At 62.9% G+C, this 22,134-nt stretch carries 30 protein-coding genes, 1 tRNA gene and 1 pseudogene; 23 read left to right on the forward strand and 9 right to left on the reverse strand.

Features of this window, described 5'->3' with window-relative positions; genetic code table 11:
* A pseudogene (locus V8U06_RS03785) lies at positions 1–94 on the forward strand (IS5/IS1182 family transposase); the annotation flags it as partial.
* Here the strand turns inward: V8U06_RS03785 and V8U06_RS03790 are convergent.
* A complete protein-coding gene (locus V8U06_RS03790; RefSeq protein WP_427139587.1) occupies positions 91–396 on the reverse strand; it encodes a hypothetical protein in 306 nt (101 codons plus the stop codon). The pseudogene V8U06_RS03785 and the gene V8U06_RS03790 overlap by 4 nt on opposite strands.
* A gap of 120 nt (positions 397–516) precedes the next feature.
* Between V8U06_RS03790 and V8U06_RS03795 the strand changes: the two genes are divergently transcribed.
* The gene (locus tag V8U06_RS03795; protein WP_427139588.1) at positions 517–1,284 is read left to right on the forward strand and encodes a hypothetical protein; all 768 of its coding nucleotides are present in this window, start codon (positions 517–519) and stop codon (positions 1,282–1,284) included.
* 18 nt (positions 1,285–1,302) lie between these two features.
* On the opposite strand, the gene V8U06_RS03800 is transcribed toward V8U06_RS03795, so the two are convergent.
* A complete protein-coding gene (locus V8U06_RS03800) occupies positions 1,303–1,902 on the reverse strand; it encodes a hypothetical protein (RefSeq protein ID WP_427139589.1) in 600 nt (199 codons plus the stop codon).
* 764 nt (positions 1,903–2,666) lie between these two features.
* Between V8U06_RS03800 and V8U06_RS03805 the strand changes: the two genes are divergently transcribed.
* The 9 genes from V8U06_RS03805 to V8U06_RS03845 all read left to right on the forward strand — a co-directional run bounded on the left by V8U06_RS03805 (position 2,667) and on the right by V8U06_RS03845 (position 9,275).
* Positions 2,667–3,722 (forward strand): TRAP transporter substrate-binding protein, encoded by a 1,056-nt coding sequence (locus tag V8U06_RS03805; RefSeq protein ID WP_427139590.1) that lies wholly within the window; start codon positions 2,667–2,669, stop codon positions 3,720–3,722.
* A 64-nt stretch (positions 3,723–3,786) separates the two neighbouring features.
* Positions 3,787–4,281 (forward strand): TRAP transporter small permease, encoded by a 495-nt coding sequence (locus tag V8U06_RS03810; protein WP_427139591.1) that lies wholly within the window; start codon positions 3,787–3,789, stop codon positions 4,279–4,281.
* On the forward strand, positions 4,278–5,720 hold the full coding sequence (locus V8U06_RS03815; protein WP_427139592.1) for a TRAP transporter large permease: 1,443 nt from the start codon (positions 4,278–4,280) through the stop codon (positions 5,718–5,720). The genes V8U06_RS03810 and V8U06_RS03815 overlap by 4 nt, the downstream gene beginning before the upstream one ends.
* A gap of 38 nt (positions 5,721–5,758) precedes the next feature.
* The gene (locus V8U06_RS03820) at positions 5,759–6,028 is read left to right on the forward strand and encodes a hypothetical protein (protein WP_427139593.1); all 270 of its coding nucleotides are present in this window, start codon (positions 5,759–5,761) and stop codon (positions 6,026–6,028) included.
* A 105-nt stretch (positions 6,029–6,133) separates the two neighbouring features.
* The gene (locus V8U06_RS03825; protein ID WP_226919302.1) at positions 6,134–6,430 is read left to right on the forward strand and encodes a hypothetical protein; all 297 of its coding nucleotides are present in this window, start codon (positions 6,134–6,136) and stop codon (positions 6,428–6,430) included.
* Between the two features lie 240 nt (positions 6,431–6,670).
* The gene (locus V8U06_RS03830; protein ID WP_427139594.1) at positions 6,671–7,375 is read left to right on the forward strand and encodes a hypothetical protein; all 705 of its coding nucleotides are present in this window, start codon (positions 6,671–6,673) and stop codon (positions 7,373–7,375) included.
* Positions 7,376–7,645: 270 nt separating this feature from the next.
* Positions 7,646–8,389 carry a helix-turn-helix transcriptional regulator gene (locus V8U06_RS03835; RefSeq protein WP_427139595.1) on the forward strand — a complete coding sequence of 248 codons (744 nt, stop codon included), beginning with the start codon at positions 7,646–7,648 and terminating at the stop codon, positions 8,387–8,389.
* 78 nt (positions 8,390–8,467) lie between these two features.
* A complete protein-coding gene (locus tag V8U06_RS03840) occupies positions 8,468–9,112 on the forward strand; it encodes an acyl-homoserine-lactone synthase (RefSeq protein WP_427139596.1) in 645 nt (214 codons plus the stop codon).
* The gene (locus V8U06_RS03845; protein WP_427139597.1) at positions 9,105–9,275 is read left to right on the forward strand and encodes a hypothetical protein; all 171 of its coding nucleotides are present in this window, start codon (positions 9,105–9,107) and stop codon (positions 9,273–9,275) included. The genes V8U06_RS03840 and V8U06_RS03845 overlap by 8 nt, the downstream gene beginning before the upstream one ends.
* 71 nt (positions 9,276–9,346) lie before the next feature.
* On the opposite strand, the gene V8U06_RS03850 is transcribed toward V8U06_RS03845, so the two are convergent.
* Entirely contained in the window at positions 9,347–10,279 is a 933-nt protein-coding gene (locus tag V8U06_RS03850; RefSeq protein WP_427139598.1) for a LysR family transcriptional regulator, read from the reverse strand.
* Between the two features lie 99 nt (positions 10,280–10,378).
* Here V8U06_RS03850 and V8U06_RS03855 point away from each other — a divergent pair, with 99 nt between their 5' ends.
* Together V8U06_RS03855 and V8U06_RS03860 are read left to right on the forward strand one after the other, a co-directional pair.
* Positions 10,379–10,813: a PACE efflux transporter gene (locus tag V8U06_RS03855; protein ID WP_427139599.1), complete on the forward strand. Its 435-nt coding sequence runs from the start codon at positions 10,379–10,381 to the stop codon at positions 10,811–10,813.
* A gap of 125 nt (positions 10,814–10,938) precedes the next feature.
* The gene (locus V8U06_RS03860; protein WP_427139600.1) at positions 10,939–11,262 is read left to right on the forward strand and encodes an RcnB family protein; all 324 of its coding nucleotides are present in this window, start codon (positions 10,939–10,941) and stop codon (positions 11,260–11,262) included.
* A gap of 59 nt (positions 11,263–11,321) precedes the next feature.
* On the opposite strand, the gene V8U06_RS03865 is transcribed toward V8U06_RS03860, so the two are convergent.
* Positions 11,322–11,798, reverse strand: coding sequence for a DUF2938 domain-containing protein (locus V8U06_RS03865; RefSeq protein ID WP_427139601.1), 477 nt, complete (start codon positions 11,796–11,798; stop codon positions 11,322–11,324).
* Positions 11,799–11,866: 68 nt separating this feature from the next.
* Positions 11,867–12,130 (reverse strand): hypothetical protein, encoded by a 264-nt coding sequence (locus tag V8U06_RS03870; protein ID WP_226919311.1) that lies wholly within the window; start codon positions 12,128–12,130, stop codon positions 11,867–11,869.
* Between the two features lie 184 nt (positions 12,131–12,314).
* On the opposite strand from V8U06_RS03870, the gene V8U06_RS03875 reads away from it, so the two are divergent.
* Positions 12,315–12,389, forward strand: a tRNA-Asn gene (locus tag V8U06_RS03875).
* Between the two features lie 257 nt (positions 12,390–12,646).
* On the forward strand, positions 12,647–13,021 hold the full coding sequence (locus V8U06_RS03880) for a hypothetical protein (RefSeq protein WP_226919312.1): 375 nt from the start codon (positions 12,647–12,649) through the stop codon (positions 13,019–13,021).
* A gap of 132 nt (positions 13,022–13,153) precedes the next feature.
* On the opposite strand, the gene V8U06_RS03885 is transcribed toward V8U06_RS03880, so the two are convergent.
* A complete protein-coding gene (locus tag V8U06_RS03885) occupies positions 13,154–13,339 on the reverse strand; it encodes a DUF2934 domain-containing protein (RefSeq protein WP_427139602.1) in 186 nt (61 codons plus the stop codon).
* Between the two features lie 274 nt (positions 13,340–13,613).
* On the opposite strand from V8U06_RS03885, the gene V8U06_RS03890 reads away from it, so the two are divergent.
* Positions 13,614–14,063, forward strand: a complete 450-nt coding sequence (locus V8U06_RS03890; protein ID WP_427139603.1) for a DUF3597 domain-containing protein — start codon at positions 13,614–13,616, stop codon at positions 14,061–14,063.
* A 209-nt stretch (positions 14,064–14,272) separates the two neighbouring features.
* On the opposite strand, the gene V8U06_RS03895 is transcribed toward V8U06_RS03890, so the two are convergent.
* Together V8U06_RS03895 and V8U06_RS03900 are read right to left on the reverse strand one after the other, a co-directional pair.
* On the reverse strand, positions 14,273–14,467 hold the full coding sequence (locus V8U06_RS03895) for a hypothetical protein (protein WP_427139604.1): 195 nt from the start codon (positions 14,465–14,467) through the stop codon (positions 14,273–14,275).
* A 69-nt stretch (positions 14,468–14,536) separates the two neighbouring features.
* Complete coding sequence (locus V8U06_RS03900; protein WP_427139605.1) at positions 14,537–14,746, reverse strand: hypothetical protein; 210 nt, start codon at positions 14,744–14,746, stop codon at positions 14,537–14,539.
* 257 nt (positions 14,747–15,003) lie between these two features.
* On the opposite strand from V8U06_RS03900, the gene V8U06_RS03905 reads away from it, so the two are divergent.
* The 7 genes from V8U06_RS03905 (at position 15,004) to V8U06_RS03935 (ending at position 20,873) form a co-directional block, all read left to right on the forward strand.
* Positions 15,004–16,269, forward strand: coding sequence for a class I SAM-dependent methyltransferase (locus tag V8U06_RS03905; RefSeq protein WP_427139606.1), 1,266 nt, complete (start codon positions 15,004–15,006; stop codon positions 16,267–16,269).
* Between the two features lie 113 nt (positions 16,270–16,382).
* Positions 16,383–17,423: a cysteine synthase A gene (locus V8U06_RS03910; protein WP_427139607.1), complete on the forward strand. Its 1,041-nt coding sequence runs from the start codon at positions 16,383–16,385 to the stop codon at positions 17,421–17,423.
* Positions 17,424–17,428: 5 nt separating this feature from the next.
* Positions 17,429–18,172, forward strand: coding sequence for an alanyl-tRNA editing protein (locus V8U06_RS03915; protein WP_427139608.1), 744 nt, complete (start codon positions 17,429–17,431; stop codon positions 18,170–18,172).
* A gap of 6 nt (positions 18,173–18,178) precedes the next feature.
* Positions 18,179–19,039 (forward strand): 3-mercaptopyruvate sulfurtransferase, encoded by an 861-nt coding sequence (gene sseA, locus V8U06_RS03920; protein ID WP_427139609.1) that lies wholly within the window; start codon positions 18,179–18,181, stop codon positions 19,037–19,039.
* A gap of 2 nt (positions 19,040–19,041) precedes the next feature.
* Positions 19,042–19,638, forward strand: coding sequence for a GNAT family N-acetyltransferase (locus V8U06_RS03925; RefSeq protein ID WP_427139610.1), 597 nt, complete (start codon positions 19,042–19,044; stop codon positions 19,636–19,638).
* A gap of 88 nt (positions 19,639–19,726) precedes the next feature.
* On the forward strand, positions 19,727–20,287 hold the full coding sequence (locus tag V8U06_RS03930) for an OmpA family protein (RefSeq protein WP_226919323.1): 561 nt from the start codon (positions 19,727–19,729) through the stop codon (positions 20,285–20,287).
* Positions 20,288–20,405: 118 nt separating this feature from the next.
* Positions 20,406–20,873 carry a DUF1203 domain-containing protein gene (locus V8U06_RS03935; RefSeq protein ID WP_427139611.1) on the forward strand — a complete coding sequence of 156 codons (468 nt, stop codon included), beginning with the start codon at positions 20,406–20,408 and terminating at the stop codon, positions 20,871–20,873.
* A 46-nt stretch (positions 20,874–20,919) separates the two neighbouring features.
* Here V8U06_RS03935 and ald read toward each other — a convergent pair whose 3' ends face one another.
* Positions 20,920–22,038, reverse strand: coding sequence for an alanine dehydrogenase (gene ald / locus V8U06_RS03940; RefSeq protein WP_226919325.1), 1,119 nt, complete (start codon positions 22,036–22,038; stop codon positions 20,920–20,922).
* Positions 22,039–22,134 lie beyond the last annotated feature (96 nt).

Consider the following 22,134-nt stretch of genomic DNA (forward strand, 5'->3'; position numbering starts at 1 on the left):
GGACTGGCGGCGCATCGCAACCCGCTACGACCGTTGCGCGCATACCTTCTTCTCGGCAATCTGTATCGCAGCCACCATCATCTTCTGGACCTAATCAATGAGTCCTGAGCCTAGCTTGTTTCGATATGTGTTCGCCTCACGAAGTCGAGGGATGAGAGGCAGTATCTCCTTGGCGAGCTTGGTATCCGCCTTGCAGCTACGAAGGAAATCTTCCACGATATCAATGCGCGTGTTGATGCTTTGAACGTGGTGCAGAATGGAATCGGCCCACGTGCCGTCGCCGTTAAGTGCTTTCTCAAAAATGCCCTGCAGGAACGATTCCACGCCGGCAAATAGTCCGATGTAGGCGGCCATGTTGACGGCTAACGGACGGTTTTCTGTGATCGTTGCGGTCATTTTCCTCTCCTGTTGCCTAGCGCATAAGAGGAGCACGGCAGCAACCGAGAGTCGAGCAGGACTCGCAATTCTTCGGAAGTGTGCTTTTATACGAGAAGCAACTGGGTCGGAGGGGGCGACATGCTTCGCACGGTAAAGCGCACAAGAAAAGCAAGGCCGGTTAGAAGAACCGGGAATATCAACCCTGCGAGAGTTGCTGGAGCTTCACCCAAGAAGAGCATTGGGATTGTTTCGCTGTGTGCTCTACTGGCCGGTAGCGGTCCGCTTTATGGAGGCGTGCTCTACTTTCTGTCCGTGAAGCAAGCTGTGTCGTCTGACTGCCCTATTGTATTGGATTTGAATGGAAATGGTCTAATCGACGTAGGCGCGATCACAACGGCTCAGAGGCAGGTCTATACCATTTTCTCGATTCCGAAATTCATCGAATTTGACCTAAGTGGTGATGGGAATAAACAAAAGATTGACTGGGTTCTTCCAAACACGGACGGGTTCTTGTTGGACCTGAGTAAAGGGGCGCCCCCAAAGGAAATCAACGGGCAATGGCTGTTCGCAAATACTCCGGGATATGAAAACGGCTTCCAGAGATTGGCAGAATTTGACAAGGACAAGGACGGCACAATCTCAGGTGACGAACTTGCAGATCTTGCGCTCTGGATTGATAACGGCGACGGCCTGTTTGAGACGGCGGAAATGAAACGACTCTCCGACTTCGATATCACCTCTCTGCCCACAGCACACGATGTAATGGAAGGTGAGTACGGGGGGGAGAAGATGGTCGGTTACGCTTACACGTCGACCGACCTGTCCATTTACATGGAGGATGTGTGGTTCTTGAACGAATTCGACCTGTTCGAGTTTGACAGAGAGTTCTCAGCCCTCTGGCGGTAGCGGTAGCGGTAGCCGAAGTCAATCAATCAACTTTGTAATTCGGCCGCCCACCAGACCAGCTGCAAAAGCGACGAAAAGAGACGCGACACGCTGCAAAACCACAGCGAGCCTGAGCGAAGGGCATGCGTCGAATTCTTGAGGAGTCAAAAATATTGAGTTGGATAGGGAAAAATAGATGTAATCGCCCATGTTTCGAACGATGGCCCCGGTCTCTAGAGACAATCGCTTCGATCCAACTTCTGTTACCGTGATCCCAAAAGTGTAAAAATACATGCTAAATACGACTACGATCAGCAAGTATGAGCAGGAAAACAACAGTATGTTGATCATGATATTTCGGCTACGTCTTAGAGACGAAACAGTCGTGTAAAGAAACAGCGCTGACATCAAGAACAGCGACGATACGATCGCGGTTTCTCTCGCGGTTTCGCGGGTGGTGCCGATATAGGGAACGTAGCACCAGTCGCGAACATTTGCCACTTTGGCATATAGGAACGGTGCTGCAGCAGTTGCGGTAAACGCAATCACTACGGACAGCGCCGTGATGATTAGTTTTGCCTTATCGTTAGCGAGCACACGGTTGATCGTTGATCGAAATTCAACTGCTTCAAGCTTCATGAAGTCCCCCAACCCCTAGGCGCATCATGGAATCAATTTCTGCGAGAGTCGAGTCGGTCAAAGTTGTTCATAGTCTTCACTGTGCAGTTTCAACGCTTCTGTTCATTCATGCCCAACTCCCCCTGTCCTCTTCAGTGGACAAGAGCGCGAAACAACTCAGAAATGAGTCGGAAGCCGGGTAAAGGCACTTCTAAAAAGCGCCTCCTTGGTGCCGTCTTCGTAAACAGCGGCCTTCGTGCAAACGATCACCTTAACGCCCTCTCGATCCATCGACGGGACAGTTCCATTTCCGTGCCCGTGTACCTGTGGCTGCCTCTACTGTACCGCCTGGTTTGGTTCGAAGATTTGGATTGACGATGAAAGTGGAGATTGATCGACCAAGTCCATCCTCGAAGCGATAGGTCGCACCGACAATACTCATCGCCATTGCGCCACTGTTTTTCAGTTTCACTGCATGCCGTCCGCCTGGTGCTCCGAGATGACGACGCCCAGATGCCAACGAGACGGTAAACGCTTTACACCTGTTCCAAAGTAGCGCCCTTGTTTTCGCCCCTACCCGCGATAACTTCCTCAGACCAGTCGAGCGGCCCGACATCTCCCGCTCGGAAATTGCCCAATCACATTTTTTTTTACCGCCGATTAGGACGTGCACAATTCATTTATCATGTTAATCATGCTCCTGTCGGAGCGTCGAGGTCACAAGACCGGACGCTTGCCTGTTCGAGGAGGAACAGGCGCCGCCAGACCATTCGAGGAGGAAGAGAATGGAATTCACCAGGCGTACATTCATTGCCGGCATGGGGACTGCACTGGCCGCCCCGGCCATCCTGAAATCCACGAGCGTGCGCGCTCAGGACGCCGTGACGCTGCGGCTGCATCATTTCCTGCCACCGGCGGCCAATGTCCACCAGCACCTGCTGATGCCCTGGGCCAAGGCGCTGGACGAGCAGAGCGGCGGCAAGCTGAAGGTCGAGATATTCCCCGCCATGCAGCTCGGCGGCAAGCCGCCGCAGCTCTACGATCAGGCGGTCAACGGCGTCGTCGATATCGTCTGGACCCTGCCCGGCAGCACGCCCGGCCGTTTTCCCGCAACGGAAGTCTTCGAACTGCCGTTCATCGCCGCGCAGAAGGGCGCCGTGAACGCGCCGGCCTGCGAGGAGTATTCCCAGGCCCATGTCGCGCCCGGCGTGACCGACACCAAGCTCCTCTGCTTCTGGGCGCATGACAGCGGCCTGATCCACACCAACACCGAGATCAAGACGAAGGAAGACCTTGCGGGGCTGAAGCTGCGCAACCCGACCCGTCTTGCCGGCGAAGCGCTGGCGGCGCTCGGCGCGACCTCGGTCGGCATGCCGACCCCGCAGATTCCTGAGGCCCTGGCGCAACGCGCCATCGACGGCTGCGTAGTGCCCTGGGAGGTGGTGCCGTCGCTGAAGATCGACGAGCTGACCTCCTATCATCTCGAAATTCCGGGCACGCCGACGCTCTATACCGCGACCTTCTTCCTGGCGATGAACACCGCGCGATACGAAGGGCTTGCCCCCGAGCTGCGCGAGATCCTCGACCGCAATAGCGGCCTCGCCTTCGCAAAGGCCGCCGGCGACATGTGGGACAGGATCGGTGCCGAGGTGCGCGCCAAGGTCGAGGCCAGCGGCAAGAACAAGGTCACCGCGATCAGCGAAGAGGAAAAGGCGCGCTGGGTGGAAGCCACCGCGCCGGTTCGCGATACATGGGTTACCGACATGAAGGCCAAGGGCCTCGACGGCGAGGCGCTCATCAAGGCGGCGCAGGACGCGATCCAGAAATACACCAAGGCCTGACCGGGCAGCCGGGACGGCGCTCCGCCGTCCCGGCGCATCCTCCACGATCGCGACGGAGCCTTTCATGGAAAAGGTCGAACACGCCCGGGTCGGCCGGGTCGAGCGGCTGGCCGGCCTCATGGCCATCGCCGGCGGCATCCTCATCTGCTTTGCGGCCGTGCTGGTGACGATCAGCGTCGCCGGACGCCGGCTGTTCAACAAACCCATCCCCGGCGACTATGAAATGGTCGAGATCAGCGTCGGCGTCGCGGTCTTCGCTTTACTGGCCTACACGGCGGCCAAGAGCGGCCATATCGCCGTCGATACCTTCACGCTCAAGCTGCGCCCGCGGGTGAATGCCGTCATCGACGGGTTCTGGGATCTTGTGCTGGCGGCCTTCCTGGGCTTCTTCTCCTGGGGGCTTTTTGCCGGCGGCCTCAACGCACGCGCCTATGGCGAGACGCTGATCCAGCTCGCCTGGCCGATCTGGCCCGTCTATATCGCCTGTTCGCTTCTCGCGGCGCTTGCCTGCCTCGTCACCCTCGCGGTCGCCCTTCGCAAGATCGGAGGCCGTCCATGAGTGGTTTTTCGATTGCCCTTCTCGGCTTCGGCGCCATGCTGCTGCTGATCGCCGCGCGCATGCCCATCGCGCTTGCCATGCTGGCGGTGGGCGCGGCCGGTTATGCCTGGCTCTCCAGCCCCCATGCGCTGATCTACTATCTGCAGACCAACGCCTATAGCCAGTTCGCCAGCTATACGCTGTCGGTCATCCCGCTGTTCGTGCTGATGGGGGCGCTGGCAGAGCGCTCCGGCATCGCCGCGACGCTTCTTCGCGCGGCGGAACACAGCCTTTCACGCCTTCGAGGCGGCATGCCGATGGCGGTCATCGTCGCCTGCGCCGGTTTCGGCGCGATCTGCGGCTCGTCGGTCGCCACCACGGCGACCTTCGGGCGGGCGGCGCTGCCGGAACTGCGCCGGGCGAAGGTGGATCCGGGTTTCGGCACCGGCACGATCGCGGCCGGCGGCACGCTCGGCATCCTCATTCCGCCGTCCGTGATCCTGGTGATCTACGCCATCACCGCCGAACAGAACATCGCCAAGCTCTTCCAGGCCGCGCTGATCCCCGGCCTGCTTGCGGCTGCCTTCTACATCCTTGCGATCGCCGTCGCCGTGCGCCGCAGTCCGGACCTTGCGCCGCCGGTCGACTTCACCCCACCGGCCGCCACCCGGCGCCCGGTCTGGGCGCGCCCGGCCGGCGCCGTGCTTTTCCTCCTTGCCGCCGGCGCCTGGCTTGCCGGCACTCTCGGCGCGATCGGCGGCGTCCTGCTGGCGATCCTCGGCCTGCTCCTGCTGTTTGCCGACTTCGCCGTCATTCCGGCGGCGGGTATCGCGGTTGTCGTCGTCGGCGGCATCTACGGCCAGATCTTCACGCCGACCGAGGGCGCGGCCGTCGGCGCGGCCATCATGCTGGCCGTCGGGTCGATGCAAGGAACTCTCAATCTTGACGATATCAAGCAGAGCTTCCTCCAGACGGCCGAGACGACCGGCATGATCTTCCTCATCCTGCTCGGCGCGGAAGTGTTCGGTGCGTTCCTCGCCCTCACCCAGATGCCGATGACGCTTGCCGCGATGATCGGCGAATCCGCCCTGCCGCCCTACGCCGTCATCTGCGGCATGATGCTGGCCTATATCGTGCTCGGCGCGGTGATGGATGAGCTAGCCATGATCCTCCTGACCCTGCCGGTCTTCATCCCCGTCGTGCTGTCGCTCAATTTCGGCATGCCGACCGAAGACGTCGCGATCTGGTTCGGCATCCTGGTGCTGGTCGTGGTCGGCATCGGCCTCACCGCGCCGCCCATCGGCCTCAACGTCTTCATCATCAACAAGATCGCCCGCGACGTGCCGATCCTCAGCACCTATCGCGGCGTGCTGCCCTTCGTCGCCGCGGATTTCATCCGCCTCGCCATTCTCCTCGCCTTCCCCGCGCTCTCGCTCTGGCTGGTGCATCTTCTGAACTAGCGCATGGCGAGTCATGCAAAGGTGAGATAGGAACCGGAATGCAACGGAAGCGTTTTCAGCTCATCATCGCCGAGGTCCTCGGACCGGACGCCCCGCTCGGCGGATCGCCGTCCGCCAGCCAGTTGGCGGTGGTCGCGGCACGGCTGGGCGACGGCGATATCGCCGATATCCGCGCGACGCTCGACGACCTCGCCGCCGAGAAAGACATGGTTCCGGACTGGGATGGCGATACGCAGGACGACATCGCCAGGGCAGAGGCAACGCTCTCTCAGCTGCTGCGGATGGTCGCGCGGCAAGAAGGGATCTGAGAAGCCCGCTGCGGCGCTTCGGCCGCCTTGCCTTTCGCCAGTCGGTGGGCAAGACTTGCGGTACTCGCATCCTTTCAGAACTGGCATAGATACGTGACCAATAAAATGCTCGATACCCTCACAGGCATGTACTTCACCGTCGACGATCTCGATGGCAGCTACGGCACCGGCCAGGTGGTGCGCCTTGCCGCCGACGGCATCTATTTCGTTCGCTTCGACGGCAACGAGGTCGATCTGCCGCTGGAGCTCGCCTCTCTCGGGGAAATGCTCGAAACAACCGACGATGGCTACAAGCTCTGGCGCTTCTTCGACACGATCGAGGAGCGGGACAAGTGGATCGAATGGCTGGATGCGCCCTCGAAACCCCGCGTCATCTCGCTCGTGCGTCCCTCGAAAGACTAGCCGTCCGGCCTCGCTGTCCTTCGCGTCAACGGGAAGCCGGGCCTATCGAGCCCGGCTTTCTCTTTCAGCCTCGCGCGTCGGCGGCGGCTCCGGCTCTCGTCGGCATGAACGTATCCCCTGCGACGGCCATCTGCGCCTTGCCGCGCGCCGCCGGTTTTGAAATCTCTGAATGAATGCGACCGGCCAGCCGTCTGTGACTTGGGCCAGGTTCAAACCCGATGACGGGGTCGGAGGACACAGATGGACGACAATGCACGCAGACTGAACGAGCTCGCCGCAGGCCTCGAAGCCGCCAAGGCGAGGCAGATGTCCGCTCCCGCGTTTTCCCCGGGCGCCGCCGCCCGAACCCGTGAGCACGGTCCCGCGATGAGCCGCGACGTGCTCGGCGCCTGGGTGCTGGGCGGTGTCGCCCTGGTGATCGCCCTCTGGGGCACCATCCAGGCAAACCAGACGGCAAATCGCGCGCTTGAAACGGCGCAGCGATCCACCGTGCCCCACCTTGAATTCGTCGTGGACGCGGAAAAGCAGACCCTCAGCCTTCGAAACGACGGAAACGGACCGGCTGTCGTCTACTATGCGAAGCTCACGCACCGGGACTGGACGATCGAACAGTCCGCAGGTGCGTCAGCGCCGGGCGATCTCCAGAGCTTTTTCCCGGTGGTGCTCAGCAATCTCTACGACGACACGACGTTCTCCCCGAAAACGACGACCTCGGGCGTGACGGGCACCGTGGCCGACAAGGCGTCTCTGCCGCTGCTTTCCATCGATACGCCCATGACAAAGGCGCAAAAGGACAAGCTCTCCGCGCTTTCCCGGCAGGTCAAAATCGAACTCTGCTACACGAACATGCAGGCGGACGCCGCCTTCTGGGCCAGCTTCGGCACGGAGGAAACGACGCTGCACTGCCCTCGCCCGCCGCAGGAGGGCCGTATCGTCAAGGAGTGACGTGAAAGCCGGCGATGACGACCCGGCCCCTGCCCCGCAACGTCCTCCGGCGGGGTGGACGCGGCGCGTTGCCCGCGTCTCCCCATGGCCCGGCATTCAGCACCTCCGCGTTGCAATTGACCTCTTGATATTTCACGCGTTAATTGCTCTGAGCGCCGGGCGGCCTTCATCGCGCAAAAAGAACCCGAAGGCATTTCGATTCGTTCTTCCCCTGCTTGACAGCAATCGGATGTGCGTTGATCGAAATTGGGACACGAAGGGGCATGCGCCATGGCCAAGAAAGCGATATCTGCCGATCTGGATCGGACCCTGGCGTTCCTCTCCGAGGTCAAGCAGATAACGACGCCGGCCGATCTGACCAGCGCGGCGATGCGCGCGACCGCGGCCTATGGCGTCAAGAAGATCCTTGCCGGCTTCATCCCGCGCTCCGGCATGCTGCCGAGCGACCAGATGCGGCATGTGCTCCTCGCCGACTGGCCCCAGGAATGGGCGGAAATCTACTTCCAGAACGGCTTCCTCTTCCAGGACCCGACCATTCGCCGTGTGCTGAGCGCCTCGCCCACCTTTTCCTGGTCCGATTTCTCCAAGGGGCAGGATATCGGGCGGAACGAGAAGCTGGTGATGGACCGGGCGAAGGATTTTTCGCTCGGCAATGGCTGCACCGTTTCCCTCGTTTCCCTCGACGGCCGGAACGTCGGCTTCTCCTTCGCGGGTGCGGAGGTCGACGACGCGCCGGAGGCCAAGGGCGCCATGACCCTCATCGCCAGCTTCGCCTTCGGCCGGGCGCTGGAACTGCGGACGGCAGCCACGCAGGCCTCCACGCGCCTCACCCATCGCGAGCGGGAGGTCGTCGGCTGGATCTCCGCCGGCAAGACCGACTGGGAGATCAGCGTCATTCTCGGCATTTCCGAAAAAGCCATAGCCAAACACATCTACAATGTTAGATTGAAACTGGGCGCGATGAATCGCGCGCACGCCGTTGCGGAAGCGATTCGCAAAGGCCTCATCACCTAGTCAAGGTGGGATTTCCCCTACTGCAAAAGTTTCGGTCCGGATTCCAATTCTTGCTGCACGGCAAGCAGGGGGTGTGCCATGATTGAAATCCTGACAATGGAAAATGGAAAGGAACTGGAGGAGGCCTACAGGCTCCGCCATGACGTGTTTGTCGAGGAGAAGGGTTGGAACGACCTGGCCCGGCCCGACAAACGCGAAATCGACCAGTTCGACAACGACAGCGCCGTCCACATGATCTGCAGGCGGGACGGCAAGGTCGTGGGTTACCAGCGCATGCTGCCGACAACCCGGCCGCATCTGCTGTCGACCGTCTTGTCCACGCTGTGCGAGGTGGACCAGCCGCGGGGCGCGAATGTCTGGGAATGGACGCGGTATTGCGTCTCCAAAACCCACCGCGAGCGCGGCCGCAAACTCAGCCCCGTCGCCAACGAGTTGCTTTCGGGCATCGTGGAATGGGGCATGGCAAATGGCGTCGACAGCATTATCATCGAGATGGAGCCGATCTGGCTGCTTCGCCTCGTCCAGTTGAACTTCATGGTGACGCCGCTCGGCATTCCGCGCCAGATCGATGGCGAAGATGTCGTCGCCGTCGTCGCAAAATTCGACCACCGCACGCTTGAAATGCTTCAGGCCATGCGGGGAGATACCCATACGGTCCTGACGCCAGCCTCTCGGGGCATGGCCGCCGTTGTAGCCCGGCCTTTGGAGGCACTTCATGTATAAGCTTGATTCCCAACCGCAGATCGACGCCCAGATGGCCAGGTCCAATCTCACGATGGTTCTTGAAACGGCGCGCCGGTCCCGCCACTGGTTCCTCGTCTATCTCATCGGTCTCGCCATGGCGGAGCTGCGCAATATCGAGCGCGGGGAACCGACCGAGGTCTAAGCCCGGGCGGCCGCCGCTTGCGGACCAGACGGAAGCCCGGCCGGAAACGGCCGGGCTTTTTCGCGCCAGGCTCACAGAACGGTCACGACCTCAGCGACGCGCTGCGACCCTTCGCCTTCGCCCTCGCGGATGCCGGTGGCGACGAATTGCGCACGCAGCCACTCCGCCGCAGGGCCGGCCGGGCGCTGCTTGTTCCAGATCAGCTCGAGCGCCACGGGATGCGCCCCCGCGTCGAACTGCAGCGCGGGCGTTGCAACCTCGCCGACGAGCGGAGAATTCGCCAGGATATGGGCGGGAATCAGTGCCCAGCCGATGCCGCGCTGAAGAATCTGCAGGATGACCCAGTGGCTTTCCACCCACCACACTTCGGCCGCGATACGCAACCGGTGCGTCTCCATGCCCTCGCTTCGCTTGGCCACCATGATCTGGCGGTGGCGCTTCAGCTCCTCCCAGGTGACGGGCGCGCCGGCCAGCGGATGATTGCGGCCGCAGACGAGAATGAGCGGCACCCAGCCAATGGTGTGGAAGCCGAGCGTCGGCGGCAGGTCCTCCTGGCGCCACATCACGCCGAGGTCGGCCTTGCCCTCGGCGACGAGCGCCGGAACATCGCTGGTGCGTGGGAAAAGCAGCTCCAGCTCGACATGGGGAAAGCGGTCGGCGAAGGCCGCGAACAGCGCGCCGATGGCGGGCTCCGGGTACAGTTCGTCGATCGCCACGACAAGCCGCGTCTCGACATGGGCCTCGAAGGTGCGGGCGACGCCGATCAGGTGTTCGCGGCGGTCGAGGATCAGCCGCGCCTCGGCCAGCAGCCGCTTGCCCGCTTCCGTCAGCGTCGGATTGCGCGTCGCCCGGCTGAACAGCTTGACGCCGAGATCATCCTCCAGCGAGGAGACGAGCAGGCTCACGGCCGATTGCGCCTTGCGCAGGTGCCGCGCGGCCGCGGAGAACGAGCCATGTTCGGCCGCCGCCGCGAAGGCATCCAGTTGGTCCAGCGATACCGTCATCTATCTAAAATCCAGATAGTATCTAACTTTTCTCCACGAAAATATCAGATAGAACCCTCGCCAACAAGAAACGAACTCAACAAGAAACGAGGACATGACATGCGTACTTTTGGTGACCGCGTTCGCCACGCCATCCTTTTCGAGCTGATCGGCCTTGCGATCTTCACGCCGGGCGCTGCCCTGCTGTTCGACAAGCCCGTCGCGCATATGGGCGTGATCGGCATCGTCTCCGCCACAGTGGCGACGCTGTGGAACTTCGTTTTCAATCTCGGCTTCGACAAGGCGATGCTGCGCCTGCGCGGCAGCGTGGAAAAGACGATGGCCATCCGGCTTGTCCATACGGCGCTCTTCGAGGCGGGCCTGATCGTCGCCCTCATCCCGTTCATCGCCTGGTATCTGGGCATCGGCTTGATGACGGCGCTGGTGCTGGATATCGCGGTCGTGGCCTTCTATCTGGTCTACGCTTTCGTCTTCAACATCGTCTATGACCGGGCCTTCCCGATCGACGCCGCCATGCCTCACGCAACCGCGTGAGGCCGTGCCGCACAATCGCCGCATATATTAAGCCAATGTTTTCATTACAGAAGTTTAATGTTGCATTCAGTTTTCGTTCATCGGCGGAAGACTAGGGTCCTCCCATCAACAACGAGGACCCTCCCATGAAGCTCTTCACACGCACTCTTCTTACGGCCGTTGCCCTTTCCTTCGCCGCCGCCCCGATGGCGCAGGCGCAGCAGAACTACGGCCATGACCGCAAGCCCGGCTATTCCTCCTCCTGGAACAAGCATGACGCCAAGAAGCGCCATCACTGGCGCAAGGGCGAGCGTTATTCCGACTGGAAGCGCCGGCCGCCGATCCGCGACTACCACCGCTATGGCCTGCGCAAGCCGGGCCGCGGCCAGCAATGGGTCAAGGTGGACAACAGCTATCTCCTGATGAGCGTCGCCACCGGCCTGATCCTCGGCATCGCCGCCGCCCGGTAAGACAGACCGCCAAGACTGAAGAACGCCATCGCGCCTCCCTTGCGCGGTGGCGTTTCCTTCTAGAGAAGCAGCAATGCGGTCCCGTAGAGGCCGAGGGCGAAGACGGTGTGCGAGACGAGGTTCAGCACCCGCACCTTGCCGGGAGCAGGTGTTTTGGAGGCGGCAATACCGATGCCGAGACCGGGCTGCAGCAGGAACCAGCCGGCGCCGACCGTGACGATGCCGAGAATCCAGGCCGGCAGGAAGGTGGGCGCGGCGAACCAGGCCGGGCCGACGATCAACGCCAGGATAACGCCATAGACAATGCCGACGGCGTAGTGGCCGATCCAGCCGAGCGCGCGTTCCTGGCCATAGGGCTCGGCCTTGCCGATATCGTCATGAAAGACGATGCCGTTCTTGAGATGATAGAACCAGCGCCCCACCGGCGCCCAGTTCGGCCGGGACTGGCCAAAGGCCTTCCAGAGAAGAATCGCCCAGAGATCCATCAGCACCGTCGCGCCGATGCCGATCACCACACCCTTTGCCAACACATCCATGCCCGTCCCCTCGCCTCGAATTGACGTCAGGGGTTAGAGCAGGTCCCGTAGTGGGAGGCAACGGGGCGTCAGCGCGTGTTGCGCCGGGCCTTGCGCGAGGCCCACCAGACGGAGAAGCGGCGACGCTGGCGGCGGACGAAATGGGAATCGTGCGAAAGCACGAGCAGGCCGAGCGGCACCATCCAGAATCCGAGTATCGGCAGGAAGCCGAGGATGCCGCCGATGACCAGAAGCACGCCGATCGTGGTGCGCAGCCAGCGCGATTCCGGCAATTTCATGCGAAACGAGCCGATGACGATCTCCCGCGTGCGGGGATCGATCCCGAAATGCATATTTGTTTTTCGTTCCGTCATTCACCGTTCATCCGCTGCAAAGCCCGGTTTTCCAAGGCTCTTTCCTCTCCCAGTTGGAGACTTCTCCACAATCAATCAAGTCCCGTGCATTTTTTTGTCAAAAAGCGCTTGGCAAATCGATCAGGCATTTGTATTACGCGCTCACTCCGCAGCGAGCGGATGATCCCTGGTAGCTCAGCGGTAGAGCATTCGACTGTTAATCGACAGGTCGCCGGTTCGAATCCGGCCCGGGGAGCCAAATTCAAAGAAGAGCCCGTTATCGTCGAGAGATCCGATAACGGGCTTTTTCTTTCCCGCACATCCTCTCCCTTCGGAAATTCGTCCTGCTTGATCGCGGTGTAACGCCGACGGTTCAGCGCCTGTTCCAACACGCGTTGTGGCCTCGCGATGGAAGCGAGCGCATCGAGCCCGCCCGGGTGCCAGGCCCGCTGTCGGCGCCATACTGACAAGTGTCAAAAAACGTGGTTCCATTCGACAAATCTCATGGAGGGGGCCATGCCAGCAATATCTCGTTTCTACTTTCTGACGGCGATCTGTTTCCTGATTGCCGGCATCCTGATCGGTTTGAAAATGGCCATCGCGCAGGATTATGCCGCCGTCGGCGCGCATGCGCATGTCAACCTGCTCGGCTGGGTGACGATGTCGATCTTCGGCACCTATCACGCCCTCAACCCTGCTGGGGCCTCTTCCCGGCTCGCAAGGATCCAGGCCTATGTCTATGTGCTCGGCGTGGCGGTGATGGCGCCCGCCCTTTACCTTCTTCTGACAGGCACGCCGGCAGCAGAGCCTGTCGTTGCCGTTGCCTCGATCACGGTGTTCGCCGGCGTGTTGATGTTTGCAGCCATTATCTACCGGACGCGGACGGCATAACCGGGACCATCGATCCCATCACGGGGATGGCGCGACTTTTGCTGACGTCGCATGATCAGCAAAGGCGGCCGCGCTCGGCCATGTGACGGCGGGGGATGCCCGCAGGCTCCGCTGCCAAGGGGACGTCGAACCTCAATGCGGATTTGCCGCCGCCGCAAGCGCGATAGCGTCGCGCTTGCGCGCCTCTTCCGCATCGTCCTCGTCGATCTCCCGTTCCGCCTGCAGCCAGTGGCCCAGGGTCCTGCCATCGAGCGAGCCCTCGCGCTGCCACAGTTCGAAAGCGCGCTCTCTTATTCGTCGTTCGCGTTGCGCGTCCATTCTCTCAGGCCTTACCGAAGACCCAGGAAGGAAAGGATCACAAGGACGACCACGACCAGGCCAACGATGTAGATGATGCGATTCATGACAGCCTCCTGACTTGCCTTTGGAGCCGAACGTCGCGGCCGACCCGTTGTTCCCTGAACCGGCAGGGCCATTGCCCCCGCGCCTAGTGATCGACGCCGACAGGCGCATTGGCACTTGCCAATGGGGAGCGGCGCCATAGTTCGCATTCGACGACGACGTTGATGCGGATACCTGGGAAGGATTGGCGATGGGACTGTTTAATACAATCAAGGAAAAGCTCTTCGGCACCCCGCAAGACCAGAGCGTTCCGGGCGCAGGCTCCGGGCCCGCCGCAGACCCGACGGCCGCCTCGGTGCCCGTGACGCCGAACCTCGAAAGCGAAGTGGCCGCGACGCTGGGCGGCGCGAATGCCGAACCCGCAAGGGTCGGCCCGAACGGCCCGGTCGACGTGGTCGGCCTCCTCGACGATGCCGCGGGCAAGAACGGCGCCGGACTCGAATGGCGCGACTCGATCGTCGATCTCCTGAAGATCCTCGGCCTCGATGCGAGCCTGGACGAACGCCAGGAACTTGCCGCCGAACTCGGCTATGCGGGAGACCAGCAGGATGAAGCCACCATGGACGCATGGCTTCACAAGGCGCTCATACAGGCGCTGGCGGAAAATGACGGCACCGTGCCTTCCCGGTTGAGGAATTGAGGCGTCGCGTGTTGTAAGTGGCTGGTGTTGTGCTCACTGGCCTTCGGGCCAAAGGGACGGGGCAGCGAAGCAGCGCCACCGGCGCGAGCCCGTCGAAGTCAATCGTGTGGTCCCGAAAAGAACACCAGAATCAAAGAGGGCCGCGCTGGAGAGCGTGGCCCTTGGGCATTCAGCACCATGAAAATTCCGGATCGCCGCAAGGCGATGCGTCAGCGCAGGTTTTGCGGTGCGCGCTTGATGTTCATCTGGAGTTCGTGGCGGCTGGCGAAGCGGCCGAAGAGGAGAAGCAGCTTGCGCTCTTCCGCCTTGTCCACCCCATGCTTTCGGCAATGCTCGATGACATCGAGGACCTGGCGGGCCGTCTGCCGGGGATCGAACTGCCGATTGTCGATGTGGTGGGTCATGGCGCGCTCTCCTCTGTTCGCAAGAAGAGAAACACGCCGGGGCAGGCTTTGTTCCCGGCGTGGGAGGGCTCAGGGCACCATTCCGGCGCCCGTCTGGCCGGCGGCGCGCGTGGTGCCGTAATCGCGCTCGTGGGCGCTGCGGCGGAAGGCCTTGCTGCGCTCGCGCGGGCGGGCGGAAGGGTCGCTCAGCGGCGTTCCGATCACCCCGTCCGCAAAGGTGCCGGTGGCGATATCATCGTCGTCGGTGGGGGTGGCGTCAAACAGTCCGAAAAGCATCACGGTATCTCCATTTTCCGTCCGAACGAACGACGGGGCATTCCGTTCCCATCGCGCGCCGGATAGACGCAAAATTAACCATGTTTGCTAACAGGCCGTTAAAACCCCGCGTTTTTTTGACCGGCCTTTCTTTTCGGGCGATCCGGCAATCGGCCTCGTGCGTAATCCCGACTGCAACGATTCACGTCTTGGCGTTTTGGCGCATTGACGCTAGCCTTCCCTTACGTCGGGTTGCAGAGGGACAATCGATGACGCCTCAAATGATTTCAGAAAAGACCTTTTCAGCCGGCGACAGACTGACGTCGGAAAATTTTTCGGAGCGGACGAAGGGCCTGCCCTTCCGCGCGCAGATGGTGCTGCGCGGCTTGCTCGCGCTTCAGGCCGGCACCTTGTCGATGACGATCCCCGGCGGACAAACCTTCGTGATCGCCGGCGCCTCGCCCGGCCCCGAGGCCACCGTGCGGCTGCACAACTGGAACCTCGTGCACCGCGCCGTCAGCGCCGGCACGATCGGCGTTGCGGAAAGCTACATGGACGGCGACTGGGAAAGCCCGGATGCCGGCGCCTTCCTCGAACTCGTCCTCGTCAATGGCGACGTGGTGCGCAACTACACCAACGGGCCGCGCGGCCTCTTCCTCATCGTCGAAAAGTTCCGCCACTGGCTGAACGCCAATACCCGCCGCGGCTCGAAGCGCAACATTTCCGCCCATTACGATCTCGGCAATGCCTTCTATTCCGAGTGGCTCGATCCGACGATGACCTATTCCTCGGCGCTCTATGCGCGCGGGGCCAACGACCTCACCTCCGCGCAGCTGGCGAAATACCGTGCGCTGGCGGAGGCGACGGGCATCGGCCCAAACGATCACGTCCTGGAAATCGGCTGCGGCTGGGGCGGCTTTGCGGAATTCGCCGCCGGCGAGATCGGCTGCAAGGTGACGGGCCTGACGATCAGCCGCGAACAGCTCGCCTTCGCGCGCGAGCGCATGGCCAAAGCCGGCCTTGCCGACCGGGTGGAGCTGAAGTTCCAGGACTACCGCGACGAGACCGGCACCTATGACCGCATCGTCTCCATCGAGATGTTCGAGGCGGTGGGCGAAAAATACTGGCCGGCCTATTTCTCCAAGCTGCACGAATGTCTGAAACCGGGCGGGCGCGCCGGCCTGCAGATCATCACCATCCTGCAGGAGGCCTATGCGGACTACCGGGCGAACCCGGACTTCATCCAGAAATACGTCTTTCCCGGCGGCATGCTGCCGACACGCGAGCACCTTTCCGCGCTCGGCCGGCAATTCGGGCTGTCCACCGCCTCGGATATCGGCTTCGGCCACGACTATGCCCGCACGCTCGCCGAATGGCGGCACCGCTTCTGGGCGGCGTGGGAGCGCATCGTGCCGCTCGGCTTCGACGAGCGTTTCCGCAAGCTTTGGGAGTTCTACTTCTATTATTGCGAGGCGGGTTTCAGGGCGAAGAACATCGATGTGCGGCAGGTGGTCTATACGCGGCCCGGCAATGGACATCAGGGGTAGAAAAAATCCCTCTGGAAGCCCTTTCACAAAGAACGCCATTCCTTGCAATGCGGCCTGTCCCGGCCGAAAAGTCGCTTCCAGTCTAGGTACATAACGCGCGAGGCTCGTCTGCCATGTCCATTCTTCCGTCCGTTCTTGATGCAATCGGCAATACGCCGCTCATCCGCCTCAAGGGCGCGTCGGAAGCGACGGGCTGCGAAATTCTCGGCAAGGCGGAATTCCTCAATCCCGGCCAGTCGGTGAAGGACCGCGCCGCGCTCTCCATCATCCGCGCGGCGGAACGCTCCGGCGCACTGCGCCCCGGCGGCGTCATCGTCGAGGGCACGGCCGGCAATACCGGCATCGGCCTTGCGCTGGTTGCCCAGGCGCTCGGCTATCGCACCGTCATCGTCATCCCGGAAACCCAGAGCCAGGAGAAGAAGGACGCGCTGCGCCTGCTCGGCGCCGAGCTGGTCGAGGTTCCCGCCGTTCCCTACAAGAACCCCAACAACTACGTGAAGCTCTCCGGCCGCCTTGCCGAACAGCTCGCCAAGACCGAGCCCAACGGCGCCATCTGGGCCAACCAGTTCGACAACGTCGCCAACCGCGACGCCCATATCGAGACCACCGCGCCGGAAATCTGGCGCGATACCGACGGCAAGGTCGACGGCTTCGTTTCGGCCGTCGGCTCCGGCGGCACGCTTGCCGGCGTCGCCGCGGGCCTGCGCGCCAGGAATCCCAACATCAAGATCGCCCTTGCCGATCCGGATGGCGCGGCGCTCTTCAACTATTATGCGCACGGCGAACTGAAGTCCTCCGGCAGCTCGATCACCGAGGGCATCGGCCAGGGTCGTATCACGGCCAATCTGGAAGGCTTCACGCCCGACTACTCCTACAACATCCCCGATTCCGAAGCCGTTCCGCTGGTCTTCGACCTCATCGAGAAGGAAGGCATCGCCGTTGGCGGCTCCTCCGGCATCAACATTGCCGGCGCCATCCGCCTTGCGCGCGACCTCGGCCCCGGCCATACGATCGTGACGATCCTCTGCGACTATGCTAACCGCTATCAGTCGAAGCTCTTCAATGCGGACTTCCTCGATTCCAAGGGCCTGCCCGTTCCGGGATGGCTGACGGCGAAATCGGGGATCAAGGTCCCCTATCAGCCGGTCGAATAGGTCTCATGTCCCTTCCCACCACCGCCCTCTTTCGCGACGATTTCTATCTTTCGACAAATGAGGCGGTGGTGACGGCGGTGCATGCGGACGGCGGCATCGAGCTGGACCAGACCTGTTTCTACGCCACTTCCGGCGGCCAGCCCGGCGATACCGGCTTTCTCGAGCGCGCCGACGGCAGCCGCATCGCGCTCGGCCCGGCCGTAACGGGCGCCAGCAAGGACATCATCCTGCACCGCCCGCTGGAGGGCGAAGCGCTGCCGCTGGTCGGCGAAACGGTCGTCGCCCATATCGACTGGGCGCGCCGCTACAAGCTGATGCGCATGCACACCGCCTGCCACCTGCTCTCCGTCGTCTGCCCCTACCCCATCACGGGCGCCGCCGTCGGCGAAGACGACAGCCGCGTCGATTTCGACATGACCGACACGATCGACCGGGACGAGGTGACGGCCAGACTGATGACGCTCGTCAACGAGAATCACCCGATCTTCGTGCAGTGGATCACCGATGCGGAGCTTGCCGCCAATCCCGGCATCGTGAAATCCAAGAACGTCCGCCCGCCCATGGGCCTCGGCCGCGTCAGCCTCGTGTGCATCGGCGAGAATTCCGCCATCGACAGCCAGCCCTGCGGCGGCACGCATGTGTCGGAAACCCAGGAAGTCGGCGCCATCCACATCGCCAAGATCGAAAAGAAGGGCAAGGAGAACCGCCGGTTCCGCATCCGTTTCGGTGCGCCGGGTTCCGAAGCCTGAAGGAGGATGACCATGTCCAATGACAAGAGCAGGTTCGTCGTTTCGGCGGACTGGGTGGAAAAGCAGCTCGGCGCGCCCGCGTTCCGCGTCGTCGACGCTTCCTGGTACCTGCCGGCGCAGAACCGCAGCGGCGTTGCCGAATATGCCGCCGGTCACATTCCCGGCGCCGTCCTCTTCGACCAGGACGTGATCGCCGATCATACCAGCGGCCTGCCGCACACCATACCCGCACCGGACTTCTTCGCCGCCGAAGTCGGCAAGCTCGGCATCGCCGATACGGACACCATCGTCGTGCATGATGGTCCCGGCATCTTTACTGCGCCGCGCGTCTGGTGGCTGTTCCGCGTCATGGGCGCGAAGAACGTCTTCGTCATGGATGGCGGCCTCGACGGCTGGAAGAAGGAGGGACGGCCGCTGACGACCGACCTGCCGGAACCCGCCCCCGCCGTCTTCCACACCAATTTCAACCCCTATGCCGTCACCTCCTTCGAGGAAATGCGCGGCGTCGTGACGACGGGCTCGCGCCAGATCGCCGATGCGCGCGGCGCCGGCCGCTTTACCGGCGAGGAGGCCGAGCCCCGCGCCGGCATGCGCTCCGGCCACATGCCGGGAGCCAAAAGCCTGCCGATGGGCACCTTCTCGGACGGCGGCAAGTTCAAGGACCTCGCCAGCCTGCGCAAGCTCTTCGAGGATGCGGGTATCGACCTTGCAAAGCCGGTCGTCACGAGCTGCGGCTCGGGCGTCACGGCGGCGGTCATCACGCTCGCCCTCCAGTCCCTCGGCCACACGGACAACACGCTCTATGACGGCTCCTGGTCCGAGTGGGGCGGGCGCGAGGATACGCCCGTGGTGACGGGAAAGGACTGAGCATGGCGAAGAAGGTCCAGCCGGCGCCCATCGCCGTGCACATCACCGCGCTCGAAATGACCGCGCCGCCGAAGCAGAGCCTGCCGGTGCCGGTCAACGTGCACACCGCCATTCTCAGCGCGCCGGACATTCCGCTGGCCTTCTACCGCTTCATCTACCGGCAGGTCGGCAGCCGCTGGCACTGGGTCGACCGGCTGCGCATGGACGACGAGACGCTGGCGGCGACGCTGCACGACAAGCGCAACAGCGTGACGGTGCTCTATGTCAACGGCGCGCCGGCCGGCTTCTTCGAACTGCTGCAGATCGACGAGGACGTGGTCGAGCTTTCCCATTTCGGCCTGATGGAGCGGGCGCTCGGCCTTGGCATCGGCAAGTGGTTCCTGCTCCAGACGCTCTATGCCGCCTGGGCCTCCGGGCCGAAGCGCGTGCGGGTGACGACCAACAATCTCGATCACCCCCGGGCGCTCCAGCTCTACCAGATGTTCGGCTTCTCGCCCGTCGGCACGGAGGACGCGACGTTGGTTCCCCTGTCGGATGCCGAAGTGCTGGCGCTCGCCAAGCGCGACTGTCTGCCGCCGGCCGAGCGCCGGAAACCCTGAACGCGGCCCAACACACGGTTCATGTTCCCTTCAGGTCGCCCATGGCAGTTTGCCCGCCAACAGACGACCGAATGAAAAGGAACACACCATGCAACGCCGCGCCTTTCTGACCGCGTTCGCCGCCGCCCTCGCCGTCCCGGCCCTTTCGCGTGGCGCCCTCGCCCAGGAAACCCCGTCGGAAGAGATGATCCTGCGCCGCCTCGACGCCGCGCCCGCCCGCCGCATGCGCGAGGAGGAACGGGTGACGGTGCGCGAGTTCAAGCGCCGCCCGGATCTGCGCGGCGCCGCGCCCTCGATCAACATCCAGTCGATCAACTTCGCCTTCGCCTCGGCCGAAATCCCGCGTTCGGAATACCGCAAGGTGCGCCAGATCGCCCGCGCCATGGACCGCATCCTCAGCCGTCGCCGCCGCGCCGTCTTCCTGATCGAAGGCCATACGGATGCCGTGGGCTCGGCTGCCTCCAACCAGCTGCTCTCGGAACGCCGCGCCATTTCGCTGAAGCGGGTTCTCGTGGAGGAATTCGGCCTGCCCTTCCGGGCCCTCGAAACCGTCGGCTACGGCGAGGAATTCCTGCTGGTGCCGACGCAGAACGAGGAATGGCGCAACCGCCGCGTCACGCTGCGCCGCATCGACGAATTCGTCCGCTGATCGCGGTCATCGCCTTACCGCCGCCGGCCTCGCGCCGGCGGTTTTGATTCCGGCAAGAAACGGGTGTCGTCACAGGGGCAGATGCGGGACCATCGGCATCACCAACCGGAGCCCTTCCATGTCCATCCGCTTCCTGCCGCTGCCGACCGAAACCGCAACCGCCTACTGGAATGGCGCCACGGATGCCTATGGCATGGCGCCGGAACGGCATGTTTCAGACGGCACCGGCGTGCCCTGCCGCCATTGCCTGCGGCTGGTCGGCGCGGGTGAGCCCTATCTCATCCTCGCCCATCGCCCCTTCCCGGCCCTCCAGCCCTATGCGGAGACCGGGCCGATCTTCCTGCATGCCGAACCCTGCGCGGCGCACGAACCGTCTGAGGACATGCCGCCGATGCTGACCAGCAATGTCTACATCCTGCGCGGCTATAGCGCGGAAAACCGCATCCTCTACGGCACCGGCGCCGTGGTCGAGAACGCGGATATTCCCGGCCATGCGGCAAGGCTGCTGGAACGCGACGACGTCGCCTATCTGCACATCCGCTCGGCCCGCAACAATTGTTACCAGTGCCGCGTCGAGCGCGCATGAAAAAGGCCCGGATCGCTCCGGGCCCCTTCCGTTCTCGCTTTTCTGATCAGGCGACGTTCAGCACCGCTTCCGGCGCATGGGACTCGTAGCCCAGCGCCTCGGCTACCGGACGATTGGTGACGCGGCCCTTATGGACATTGAGGCCGGCGCGCAGGTGCCGGTCTTCGGCAATCGCCTTCAGGCCCTTGTCGGCAAGCTGCAACCCATAGTGCAGCGTCGCATTGTTGAGCGCATGGGCGGAGGTGACGGGCACCGCGCCTGGCATGTTGGCGACGCAGTAATGCACCACGCCGTCGACCTCGTAGGTCGGGTCGGAATGGGTGGTGGCATGCGAGGTCTCGAAGCAGCCGCCCTGGTCGATGGCGACGTCGACGATGACAGCGCCCTTCTTCATGCCCGAGAGCATTTCGCGCGTGACCAGCTTCGGCGCGGCCGCACCGGGGATGAGCACGGCGCCGATGACGAGGTCGGCGGAGAACACCTCCTCCTCCAGCGCATCGATGGTCGAATAACGCGTGTGCACGCGGCCGGCGAAGAGATCGTCGAGCTGGCGCAGGCGCGGGATGGAGCGGTCGAGGATGGACACGTCGGCGCCGAGGCCGGCGGCCATCTTCGCCGCATGCAGGCCGACGACGCCGCCGCCGATGATCGCGACCTTGGCCGGCAGCACGCCGGGCACGCCCCCGAGCAGGATGCCGCGACCGCCATGGGCCTTTTGCAGCGCCGTCGCGCCGGCCTGGATGGAAAGGCGTCCGGCAACCTCGGACATCGGGGCCAGAAGCGGCAGGCCGCCGCGCTCGTCCGTCACCGTCTCATAGGCGATGGCGGTGACGCCGGAGGCAAGAAGCCCCTTGGTCTGTTCCGGATCGGGCGCAAGATGCAGGTAGGTGTAGAGAATCTGTCCGTCGCGGAGCTGCGCCCATTCGGCGGGCTGCGGTTCCTTGACCTTCACCACCATGTCGCACTTCTGGAAGATATCGGCGGCGGTGGCGGCAATCCTCGCGCCAGCGGCGCGGTAGGCGTCGTCGTCTGCGCCGATGCCGGCGCCGGCTTTGGTCTCGATGAGGACCTCGTGGCCATGCGCCACATATTCCCGCACGGCTCCGGGCGTCAGCCCGACCCGGTATTCATGATTCTTGATTTCCTTCGGACAACCGACACGCATGCGCGTTCCTTTCCCGGTGTGATGTTCCCTTTGTCTTGCCGCTCTTCGGCGGGAGCACCATGGAAGCAGAGGCCGCGTGCAATGTCCTTGCAAAGC

The organism is Shinella sp. G-2 (assembly GCF_050172695.1).
Taxonomy (GTDB): domain Bacteria; phylum Pseudomonadota; class Alphaproteobacteria; order Rhizobiales; family Rhizobiaceae; genus Shinella.